The 11303-nt window shown below is 49.2% G+C and carries 11 protein-coding genes; 5 read left to right on the plus strand and 6 right to left on the minus strand.

The window, feature by feature from the left end; genetic code table 11:
• The first annotated feature begins 401 nt into the window (after positions 1-401).
• The 3 genes from HMPREF2572_RS03480 to HMPREF2572_RS03490 all read left to right on the plus strand — a co-directional run bounded on the left by HMPREF2572_RS03480 (position 402) and on the right by HMPREF2572_RS03490 (position 4183).
• Complete coding sequence (locus tag HMPREF2572_RS03480; protein WP_070496271.1) at positions 402-2483, plus strand: carbon starvation CstA family protein; 2082 nt, start codon at positions 402-404, stop codon at positions 2481-2483.
• Positions 2473-2667, plus strand: a complete 195-nt coding sequence (locus tag HMPREF2572_RS03485) for a YbdD/YjiX family protein (protein ID WP_003744600.1) — start codon at positions 2473-2475, stop codon at positions 2665-2667. The genes HMPREF2572_RS03480 and HMPREF2572_RS03485 overlap by 11 nt, the downstream gene beginning before the upstream one ends.
• A gap of 247 nt (positions 2668-2914) precedes the next feature.
• Positions 2915-4183 carry a DUF945 family protein gene (locus HMPREF2572_RS03490; RefSeq protein WP_070496272.1) on the plus strand — a complete coding sequence of 423 codons (1269 nt, stop codon included), beginning with the start codon at positions 2915-2917 and terminating at the stop codon, positions 4181-4183.
• A gap of 143 nt (positions 4184-4326) precedes the next feature.
• On the opposite strand, the gene HMPREF2572_RS03495 is transcribed toward HMPREF2572_RS03490, so the two are convergent.
• From HMPREF2572_RS03495 to HMPREF2572_RS03505, 3 genes are all read right to left on the minus strand, one after another.
• Positions 4327-4734 carry an MliC family protein gene (locus HMPREF2572_RS03495; protein WP_070496273.1) on the minus strand — a complete coding sequence of 136 codons (408 nt, stop codon included), beginning with the start codon at positions 4732-4734 and terminating at the stop codon, positions 4327-4329.
• A 275-nt stretch (positions 4735-5009) separates the two neighbouring features.
• Positions 5010-5135, minus strand: a complete 126-nt coding sequence (gene ykgO / locus HMPREF2572_RS03500; protein WP_003685279.1) for a type B 50S ribosomal protein L36 — start codon at positions 5133-5135, stop codon at positions 5010-5012.
• Positions 5135-5410, minus strand: coding sequence for a type B 50S ribosomal protein L31 (locus HMPREF2572_RS03505; protein WP_049229924.1), 276 nt, complete (start codon positions 5408-5410; stop codon positions 5135-5137). The genes ykgO and HMPREF2572_RS03505 overlap by 1 nt, the downstream gene beginning before the upstream one ends.
• A gap of 150 nt (positions 5411-5560) precedes the next feature.
• Between HMPREF2572_RS03505 and hemH the strand changes: the two genes are divergently transcribed.
• Positions 5561-6571, plus strand: coding sequence for a ferrochelatase (gene hemH / locus HMPREF2572_RS03510; RefSeq protein WP_070496274.1), 1011 nt, complete (start codon positions 5561-5563; stop codon positions 6569-6571).
• A 129-nt stretch (positions 6572-6700) separates the two neighbouring features.
• Positions 6701-7102 carry a c-type cytochrome gene (locus HMPREF2572_RS03515; RefSeq protein WP_070496275.1) on the plus strand — a complete coding sequence of 134 codons (402 nt, stop codon included), beginning with the start codon at positions 6701-6703 and terminating at the stop codon, positions 7100-7102.
• Between the two features lie 84 nt (positions 7103-7186).
• Here HMPREF2572_RS03515 and rpoH read toward each other — a convergent pair whose 3' ends face one another.
• The 3 genes from rpoH to HMPREF2572_RS03530 all read right to left on the minus strand — a co-directional run bounded on the left by rpoH (position 7187) and on the right by HMPREF2572_RS03530 (position 10812).
• Positions 7187-8050, minus strand: coding sequence for an RNA polymerase sigma factor RpoH (gene rpoH / locus HMPREF2572_RS03520; RefSeq protein WP_003744881.1), 864 nt, complete (start codon positions 8048-8050; stop codon positions 7187-7189).
• Positions 8051-8322: 272 nt separating this feature from the next.
• Positions 8323-9864: an apolipoprotein N-acyltransferase gene (gene lnt, locus HMPREF2572_RS03525; RefSeq protein ID WP_070496276.1), complete on the minus strand. Its 1542-nt coding sequence runs from the start codon at positions 9862-9864 to the stop codon at positions 8323-8325.
• 81 nt (positions 9865-9945) lie between these two features.
• Positions 9946-10812 (minus strand): DUF808 domain-containing protein, encoded by an 867-nt coding sequence (locus HMPREF2572_RS03530; RefSeq protein WP_070496277.1) that lies wholly within the window; start codon positions 10810-10812, stop codon positions 9946-9948.
• Between the last annotated feature and the right edge of the window lie 491 nt (positions 10813-11303).

An 11303-nucleotide genomic window follows, 5' to 3' on the forward strand; every position in this document is an offset into this window, starting at 1 on the left:
CGTACTGGTTTAAAGTTAATCCACTATAACTCCTGAAGCTTTCGCTTTCCCTACAAAAGGTCGTCTGAAAACCCAAAATTCGGTTTTCAGACGACCTTTCTCTCTGTCAGGATATTGTGTAAAGAATCTGTCAAAAAATAAGCGGTAATATCGTAATGAATGACGATTGTTTGAGTTAAATCTAGCCCGCACGTTATCGGATTGTGTTAACCTTACGCTAGGCTTGATAATAGTTAACATTCTAGGACTTTAGTTCCCTTGTTTATTAATTATTTCAAGCCAGGGTTCCCGCACCATCATCGCTTCATTTTTTTCTTCCATAAATGCTTCGGGATGCAGTTTGTCCCTCCGCAACAATAAGAACCCGAACATTCTCCCTCTTGTATTTTAAGGATTAAACAATGAAATCGCTCAAAACGTTCCTCATTTGGGGCATTGTGGTTTTGGTCGGCGTAGCGTCCTTTACCACTCTGGCTCTCAGTCGGGGCGAGCAGGTCAGTGCGGTATGGATGGTCACCGCCGCCGTATCGGTGTACTGCATCGCCTACCGTTTTTACAGTCTCTACATCGCCAAATATGTGATGCAGCTTGATCCGAACCGCCTCACGCCCGCCGAGCGGCACAATGACGGTTTGGACTATGTGCCGACACACAAAGGCGTATTGTTCGGACACCACTTTGCCGCAATTGCGGGCGCAGGTCCCTTGGTCGGTCCCGTACTGGCTGCGCAAATGGGTTATCTGCCGGGTACGCTGTGGATTATCTTCGGCGTAGTGTTTGCCGGCGCGGTACAAGACATGATGGTCTTGTTCGTCTCCATGCGCCGCGACGGTAAGTCTTTGGGCGATATCGTAAAACAAGAACTCGGCACTGTACCCGGCGTGATCGCGTCCATCGGTATTTTGATGATTATGGTCATCATTATGGCGGTGTTGGCGCTGATTGTGGTGAAAGCACTGGTTCACAGCCCTTGGGGTACGTTTACGATTGCCGCCACCATGCCGATTGCGCTGTTTATGGGTATCTACACCCGTTATATCCGTCCGGGCAAAATCGGCGAGATTTCCATCGTCGGCTTTATCCTGCTGATGCTGGCGGTTATTTACGGCGACAATGTGGCGCATAGCTCCATCGGTCACTGGTTTGACCTTGACGGCATCCAGCTCACTTGGGCGATTATGATTTACGGCTTCGTAGCATCAGTATTGCCGGTATGGCTGCTGCTGACACCGCGCGACTATCTCTCTACCTTCCTGAAAATCGGTACGATTGTCGCACTCGCCATCGGTATCCTCATCGTCAGCCCTGCGCTGCAAATGCCTGCCGTGACCCACTTTATAGACGGTTCCGGCCCGGTATTCTCAGGCGCATTGTTCCCGTTCCTCTTCATTACCATCGCTTGTGGTGCGGTTTCAGGCTTCCACGCGCTGATTTCTTCCGGTACCACGCCGAAAATGCTGGAAAACGAAACCCACGTCCGCATGATTGGTTACGGCGGTATGTTGATGGAAAGTTTCGTGGCGATTATGGCGCTTGCCGCTGCCGCATCGCTTGATCCCGGCGTGTACTTCGCTATGAACAGCCCTGCCGCCCTGATCGGTACAGATGCCAATACTGCCGCCGAAGTGATTACCACCAAGCTGCAATTCCCTGTTGATGCCGCAACCTTGTTGCACACCGCTAAAGAAGTCGGCGAAAACACCATCCTGTCCCGTGCGGGCGGTGCACCTACCCTCGCAGTCGGTATGGCACACATCATGAGCCGTCTGATTCCGGGCGAAGCCATGATGGCATTCTGGTATCACTTTGCCCTGTTGTTTGAAGCCTTGTTCATCCTGACCGCCGTCGATGCCGGTACACGCGTCGCACGTTTCATGATTCAAGACTTGGGCAGTATTTTCTACAAACCTTTCGGCAACACCGACTCCATCCCTGCCAACCTGATTGCGACCTTCTTCGCCGTGGCATTGTGGGGCTACTTCCTCTACACCGGCGTGACCGACCCGTTGGGCGGCATCAACTCGCTCTGGCCTTTGTTCGGCATCGCCAACCAAATGCTGGCAGGCGTAGCCTTGATTATGTGTGCCGTTGTGTTGATTAAGATGAAACGCGACCGTTATGTCTGGGTGGCACTCGTTCCTGCCGTCGGCGTACTGTTTGTAACCTGCTATGCCGGTTTGCAAAAACTGTTCCACAGTGACCCGCGCGTCAGCTTCCTTGCCCATGCCGGCAAATACAGCAATGCATTGGCTAAAAACGAAGTCCTCGCGCCCGCTAAAGACATCGGCGAAATGTCGCAAATCATCTTCAACGACCAGATCAATGCCGGTCTGACCGCATTGTTCCTCTCTGTCGTCGTCGTCGTTGCCATCTACGGCATACGTACCGCTATGAAAGCACGCAAAGTCGGCTGGCCAACTGCTAAAGAAATCCCGGCGGTGTACCGCGACGGCAAACAACCGGAGGCACAAAGTGAAGCGTAAACTCGCCGCTTGGTGGAAAACCGCCAAACTTACCGCCAACCTCATGGCAGGCGTGCCCGATTATGAAAACTACGTTGCTCAACAACGCAAACATAATCCCAACGCCCCCGTCATGACCGAGCTGCAATTTCAAGACTACTGCCGCAAACGCCGCTGCGGTGCAAACGGCGGAAGATGTTGCTAATCGCTTGAACGGTTGAAAAAAGGTCGTCTGAAAGTTTTCAGACGACCTTTTTATATTACAATATTGGCATTTTTAAAATCGGCATAAGCAAATATTGGCGGTTGATTCAATTTCCGCCAAAGCGCAACCGGGCAGCGTCGCGGCTTGAGTTCAACAAAAAACTGCTTCTATCTGCCGCCAAGCTGATTTGAATCAACCCCATTTCAATCTATTCATTCTATTTTTACCACCTGCTCAAGGATAAAACATGAAAAAAAGCATCATCGCAACACTGGTCGGCATCGTCGCATTGGGAGGAGCAACCGTTGGCGGAGGCGTTTATGCCGACAACAAATTGAAACAGGAATACTACTTCCAAAACAATCCCGATGCCGACAAGCGCATGAAAATTACGTTGGATAAATTCGACATGGGTCTTACTTCGGGGAAAGTCTCATGGAGAGGCGACATCACGCCCGACTTGTGCCATCAGGACACAAAATTCTCAATTCGCGGCGAAGACATCATTACCCGCGGCTTGAACGGTTACACCATCCAAAGCAAAGTCTATTTGATTGGGGAAGACAATAAAGAAATATTCCAGTTAGACGGCAATACCTCGCTTTCCTGGGGTGGCGAATTAGACAGCAAACTGACCGTACCTTCTGGCTCACGAACCATTGATTCTGATGAAATCAAATGGGAAGCGGCGACTTTGGCTGTCAAAGGCCACAAATCCGACCATCAGTACCATCTCGATAATTTCAATTTCGAATGGCCCGGTCTGACCGCCTCTCATCCAGACAAACCTGAAGACCCAGGTTACCAATTTAATATAAAAAATATCAAATATCAGGCGGATATGGAAAAAGGCAGTACCACTGCAATACGCAATGGTACCAGCCTCTTCAGTCTAGACTCTGTCACATTCAAAATGGACAACCAAGCCTTTGATTTCGCCATCGACAAAATGAAAGCTGAAGGCAAACAGACTGAAAAAGACAATAAATACAACATGTTAGGACACAGCACCGTCGAAAACTTCCGCATTAACAACATCAAATTCGACCGCATCAATTACAACTTCAATCTCTACGATATCAACGGCGAAGGTATCGACCGCTTCAATAACTTCTCCAACCGACAAAGTAAAGAATGCGTCGATGTGAACAGTCCCGAAACACAAAAAGAGCTGATGGAAATCGCAAAAGCCTTTTTAAAAACCGGCATCAGATTCGATTCAAAAGGCAATCAAATCTACTTGAACGACAGCGCCGCCAAAGCTGATGTAGACGCCGCTCTTCCGCCTATCGAATATCAAAACGACGAGCAGCTTAAACAAGATATCATCAGCAAGCTCAAATACAACGTTAATGCAGAAATCGATAAAACCTTCATTGGTGAAGCGCTCAAATTGGCTTCTCAGTACGATCCGAATATCAAAGAAAGCGATTTGGAAAAAGTAGTCAAGGAAATAGCAACCGCGCTTAATGCCGAAGTCACCCAAGATAAGCTGATTATCAAACGCAGCCAATAATCTACCGGCAAGCCTGTTGGAAAATACCGACAGGTTTTGCGTTTCTCCAAAACAAAAGGTCGTCTGAAAATTTCAGACGACCTTTTGTTGTCTTAAAGAGACAGGCATTTCACATCAGCCGTCCCCAACAATTCACGCAATCATTAACGACGGTTGCAAGAAGTGTCTACTTTGTTGCCATAAGGATCAACGAAGCTGAAGAAGGCTTCGCCGCCTTTTTGGTGCCATTCCGCACCTTTGCCGAACAGACCGCGATTAGCTACATAACGCTCGCCGGAGCCGGAAACAGCAGAAGACAAGACAGCGCGTTTGTCATCCAAGCTCAACTCAATGCGGTTAGTGTCCAGATTGCGTACAGTCACAGCCAAACCGTTTTGGCACTCGAAAGACTGGGCAGAACGACCGTCATGAGCGTGGTTGTGACCTTCGTGGTTCATACCATGGTCGTGATGGTGCTCGTGGCGAGGAGCATCATTGCGTTCATGATCAGGTGCAGCACAAGCACCCAAGGACAAAATAGCCGCTACGGCCAATACAGCTTTAAGTTTCATATTAATACTCCTGAAAAATGTGGAACTGAATAAACAGTAATTCCATGTTATAAACATCTTTATAGTCTAGCAAGGAAGCTTACCCTAATTTACCTGCACGCCCCGAATGTAGCTTTTTCCAAAGCTCCGTAGTTTTTTCGCAAACATTAAAACTTCCCTCAACCATTGCTTCACACTTACCCGCCCGTCCGAGGTCGTCTGAAAACAAAAAAAGACCGCTCACGAAAATCATCGCGAGCGGCAATCCATTGAGAGCATTACAAAATATGAAAACATTACCGCTGACGGGCTTTGAAACGGGGATTGCTTTTACAGATGACGTAAACTTTACCCTTGCGTCGAACGATTTGACAGTCACGATGGCGCTTCTTCGCCGTTTTCAATGAAGACAAAACCTGCATCATTTATCCTTTCTAAAAGAAGACATCATAGATTGGAATCTTTGGTTGAACTTGCTGGCTCGACCTTCAGTATTCACATTGCGCTGTTTGCCCGTATAGACGGGATGCGAGGCAGAAGAGGTATCCAATGAGAATAAAGGATATTCTTTGCCGTCGGTCCAAACCATCGTTTTGCCGTGTGTATCCGCACAAGAACGGATCAGCCAGCCTTCATTGGCACCACTGTCGTAAAAAAGCACAGTACGGTAATTTTCAGGGTGGATATTCGCTTTCATCATTCCTCCGATAGATGTTATGGTATAACATTATACATCACAATCCTTAAAACACAACCCCGAAAAAAGGTCGTCTGAAAAAGCAAACCATATTCAGACGACCTTCACATTGCTACAATACAGGCTTCCACCCCAATCAAAAGGCACATTATGCCGCGTTTCCAAATCGAACCCTCCCTGTCCTATACCCAGCAAAACCGTGTAGGCGTCCTCCTCCTCAATCTCGGCACGCCCAATGCCCCGACTGCAGCCGCCGTCAAACCGTATCTTCGAGAATTTTTATCGGACCAACGCGTCGTCGAACTGCCCAAACTCATTTGGCAGCCGATTTTGCATGGTTTGGTACTGACGCTGCGCCCAAAGAAAAGTGCACACGCTTACGCCAAAATCTGGTTTGAACAAGGCTCTCCGCTTGCCGTCTATACCCAACGCCAAACAGACGCCCTCGCGCAAGCCATGCCCGACACCATCGTCCGCTATGCCATGACCTATGGCAACCCGAGTGTAGAAACCGTCCTTACCGAAATGAAAGCTCAAGGCGTGGGCAGATTGCTGATTGTCCCTTTATATCCGCAATACGCCGCCTCCAGCACCGGCGCCGCCTTAGACAAAGTGTTCCAGCAACTATTGAAGCAGCGAAACCAAATGAGCCTGCGTACCGTTTCCCGTTTCTACGACGACGCAGGCTACATCGATGCTATGAAGCAACAGATTGAAGCCTATTGGAAAGAACACGGGCGCGGCGAGAAACTCATGTTGAGCTTTCACGGCATTCCGCAAAAAAATTACGATGACGGCGACCCTTATCCCGACGAATGCCGCCACACCGCAAAACTTCTTGCCCAAGCGCTCAACTTAGACGAGCAAGAATACATCGTTTCCTTCCAAAGCCAATTTGGCAAAGCAAAATGGGTAACGCCCAGCACACAAGCCCTGTTTGACCAACTGCCCAAACAAGGCATCAGCAAATTGGACGTATTCTGTCCGGGCTTTATGGCAGATTGCTTGGAAACCATGGAAGAGATTGCCATCATGGGGCGCGAGCAATTTCACGCAGCCGGAGGTACAGAATACCGCTACATCCCCTGCTTGAACGACCACCCAGCATGGATTCAGGCTTTGACTGAACTGGTCAAAAACAACCTGCAAGGTTGGCAATGACCGGATAGATCCTGTTTCCGATGAATGCGTTACATTTGATTTAAGTCTAAGGTCGTCTGAAAAATCTGTTTTCAGACGACCTTTATTGTATTATCAAGAAACAGACCATACCGACAAAAAGGACACATCATGACCACAACAAAAAAAATATTGGCGGCTGCAATTTTTGCCTTATCCGTCCACAGCGCCTTTGCTGCCGATGCTGCTCAAATGGCACAAGGTCAAAAGATTTATGAAAGCAATTGCGCCGCCTGCCACGGTAAAAAAGGGGAAGGCAGGGGAACCATGTTTCCCCCTCTTTACCAATCAGACTATATTATGAAAAAACCGCAGGCATTGCTGCAAAGCATGACCAAAGGCATCAACGGCCCCATCAAAGTCAACGGTAAACCTTACAACGGTTTTATGCCCGCGACCGCCATCAACGACGCCGATCTCGCTGCCGTTGCCACCTATATCATGAATGCGTTTAACAACGGCGGCGGTGTCATCACCGAAAAAGACGTCAAACAGGCTAAAGCGAAAAAATAAATCTTTTCCATACGAAAAGGTCGTCTGAAACCGAGATTTCGGGTTTCAGACGACCTTTTTCCTTCTACTGACCTGTTTTGTTTCTTAAACCGCTTCAGCTTCTTCCGCGAGGAAACCGCGCAGTTTTTGCATGGCTTTGGCTTCAATTTGGCGAATGCGCTCGGCAGATACGCCGTATTCGGCTGCCAATTCGTGCAGAGTCAATCCGCCATCGTCTTGCAGCCAGCGGCTTTCTACGATGCGGCGGCTACGGTCGTCCAATTGCGCCAACGCGTTTTGCAGACCTTCGGTTTGCAGGGCGTAATGGGCTTGTTTGGACAGTTGGCGGCTGGGTTCGGCATCGTGGTCGGCAAGCCAGTCGATGGGAGCGAAGCTGTCTTCGTCATCGTTGTTGTCCGCCATGATGGCGATGTCGTGTCCGGTCATGCGTTGTTCCATTTCCATGACTTCGGACAATTTGACGCCCAAATCGTCGGCGATGTCTTGCGCTTCTTTCGGAGACAAGGCATTCAGGTTTTTACGCATGCTGCGCAGATTGAAGAACAGTTTGCGTTGCGGTTTGGTGGTCGCTACGCGCACCAGTCGCCAGTTGCGCAGGATAAACTCGTGGATTTCGGCCTTAATCCAGTGTACGGCGAATGAAAACAGGCGCGCGCCACGGCTGGGCTCGTAGCGTTTGACCGCTTTCATCAGTCCGATGTTGCCTTCTTGAATAAGGTCGGCTTGGTTCAGTCCATAGCCGTCGTAGCCTCGTGCGATGGATACGACGACGCGCAAATGGGAAAGAATGAGTTGTTTGGCGGCGTTAAGGTCGCCTTTTTGCTGACGTTCCGCGAGTTGGCTTTCTTCTTCGGGCGTCAACATGGGAATGCTGTTAACAGTGTGAATGTATTGCTCAAGGCTGCCGTTGCCGCTGTGAATGACGGGTAATGCAAAGGCGTTGTTCATAAGAGGTGCTTTCCTTTATATGATGCAGAGACTATTGTTTACTTGTTGTTTGCCGTGCAGTATATCACTGCCTGTTGCCCTATCGTATGCTGTCAAATGCCTTTTTCTGTAAAAGACTGTTTGATAGGTGAATTTTTATCTTTTATAAAACTCGATTGATTTTGAAAATTTGACTGGTTTACTGGGAATAAGTTCAGTATATTACAAACATTCTTGTATGTAAATAATAAATTTTAAGAAAAACGGCCTTATGAAAGACCGCCTTTTCAAACTCAATCTGCTTTTTTCCTGATTAAAAACAGTGCGATGGCAATAATCGACAATACCCCGATCAGCCACAGCGAACCGCCTGCCTTCATATAAGGGGTTTCGCCGACATAGCCTTTGACATGTCCTTCCAAGACGGCATCGGTATTGGGTTCACTCTCAGCAATGATGCTGCCTTTGGGGGAAATAATGGCGGTTGCACCGGTATTGGTGGCGCGAACCATATAGCGTCCAAGCTCCATCGCGCGGGCTTGGGACTGCTGAAGCTGTTGGTACATCGCGTTGGAATCGCCATACCACGCCATATTGCTGACGTTGGCAAGCAGTGTGGCATTTTTTGCGGTGGCGATGAGTTCGTCGCCGAAGCCGTCTTCATAGCAGATATTAAAGGCGACTTTTTGACCTTTCATGGTTAAGGGAGCCTGTGCTGCTCCGCCGCGACGGAAGTCGGCAAGCGGCATATTCATCAGCTTGTACAACGGTTCGGTCAGAAAAGGCAGCGGTTTGTATTCGCCAAAGGGAACCAAATGATTCTTGGCGTAATACGGGAGGTCGTCTGAAACATCATCGTAGTCGCTCAAATTGATTACGGCGTTTTCGTATCCGCTGCCATCCGCAGTGTATTGACCGATACCGACAGCCAATGCGCTGCCGTTCGTGCGTGCCTGCTCGGCAAACTGGGTCAGGATGTTTTCCGGCAAATCCTGACGCATCACGGGCAATGCGGTTTCGGGCAGGATAACGATGTCAGCGGATGTTTTGCTGATTTGACCGTAGTATTTTTGAATAGTGGGGACGACTTGTTCTTCGTCCCATTTCAGGCTCTGCTCGATATTACCTTGCACCAACGCGACGGTACTGGTGCTGCCGTCGGGTTTAGTAAAGTCGGCTTGTTGGGCGATAAAGCCGACGGTACACAACATAACAATCATGCACATCGGCAGCAGACGTTGTTTCAGACGACCCGTATTGTCAATCAGCAACACCAACCACGCGCTGACAAATGCCGTCGCAAGCGTAACCAGATGAATACCGCCCAAAGGTGCAAAGCCGGCAAGCGGGCTTTCTTTGACAATTTGAGAATAGCCGAGCGCACCCCAGCCGAAGCCGGTCAACAGGCGTTCGCGGGCAAATTCCGCCAGCGTCCACAAAATCGGCAAAACGATGCCAACCTTAACCCAACGCGGCAGATGAAATTTCTTCCACAGCCAAAAACAGGCGGCAGGATACAGCGCAAGAAACGCAGGCAGCAGGAAAGTCAGCGGAATCGCGTATAAATTAGGCAAGCCGGAAACATCGTGCAGCGCGGTATGTATCCAATAAAACTGCGTCGTATAGGCAATCAGCCCAAACAGATAAGCGGTAGAAACAGCAAAGCGCGGACGCAGTTCAATCAGTCGGATCAGCGCGCCAAACAGCAAAGGCATCAGCCAAAAATGGTAATAAGGCGCGAAAGTCAAGGGCGTGGCGGCGGCAATCAGAACCACCAGCGGCCAGTACAGCACAGGATGCTGCCAATATTGTTCGAGTTTGCGGAAAATGTTCATTGCAGAGAAAAGAAAATAAGAGGTCGTCTGAAAATACAGATTCAACAAAGTTGAACCATTTTCAGACGACGTATCGGTTGTTTAGTGTTTTTGAAACAGCTTCATCAAAGGCAGCGCAACGGCGCAGGCGACGGCACCCGCAATCAGTCCGACGGTAAGGTTGGCGATATGCTCCATCAAGCCGCTGTCCCAATGGTGCGCGTGTAAGAAATCATGCAAAAAGCCCAAGTTGTGCGCAATCAGACCGCCACCGACGAGGAACATGGCAAGCGTACCCACCACGCTCAAACCTCTCATAAACCAAGGCATAAAGGCAATCAGACCCTGTCCGACCGTTTGGATGCCCGTACTTTTTTGACGCATCAGCAACATACCGAAATCGTCAAGCTTGACGATGACGCCGACCAAACCGTACACAAAAACCGTCATGCCGACACCGATTGCCGCCATGACCAGCGAACGGGTCATCAAGTCGTATTTTTCGACCACGCCCAAAGCAATAATAATGATCTCGGCAGACAATATAAAATCCGTACGGATCGCGCCTTTAATCTTGGTTTTTTCGTCCAGCGTTTCAGCGGCAGCTTCCTCGTCGTCATGCGCTTCGTGGCGGTGTAGAAACTTATGCAGCAGCTTTTCCACGCCCTCGAAACACAAATAAATCCCGCCTATCATCAATAAAGACGTAATCAGCTTCGGCAAAAAGGCGGACAGCAAGAGAGCCAGCGGCACCAAAATCAGCTTGTTCACCAAAGAACCTTTCGCCACCGCCCAAATAATCGGCAGCTCGCGTTCCGCCGACACGCCTGTAACCTGATTCGCATTGAGCGCCAAATCATCGCCGACCACGCCCGCCGTTTTCTTGGCGGCCATTTTGGTCATCAGGGCAACGTCGTCCAAGACAGCGGTAATATCGTCCAAAAGGGTGAAAAGCGAGGCAAAGGCCATGATATATTTCCGAAAAAAGGGTCAGATTGAAGAAGCCGGCTATTATAACCGAGAAAGTATGACACCGAAGGCTTTCAGACGACCTTTAATGGAAATTAACGGAATTTGGCGCGGCTTAATTGAAAACCTGCCGCATCGGCATAAAATATGCGTATCTGCGAGATTTTAAATCTGACAACAAGCCCTCCGCCCCACTCAAAAAGGTCGTCTGAAAACCGCCCTCCCCTTTTGAACTGCACCCCAAAAGTTGGACACATCCCCTCCAACTCACAAGGTGCAGTTTTTTTATGAGCAGAGACCTTTGCAAAAAAGCCCTTCCCCCGACAGACGAAACCCAAACACAGGTTTTCGGCTATTTCCCTCCCCCAATACCTCCTGATTTTACCCAAATACCCCCTTAATTCTCCCCGGATACCTGATAATCAGGCATCCGAGCCGCCTTTTAGGCGCAAACAGGCGCACTTAGCCTGTTAGCCGCTTTCAACAGGTTC

This window comes from Neisseria sp. HMSC064E01 (assembly GCF_001808875.1).
In the GTDB taxonomy this organism is placed as follows: domain Bacteria; phylum Pseudomonadota; class Gammaproteobacteria; order Burkholderiales; family Neisseriaceae; genus Neisseria; species Neisseria sicca_A.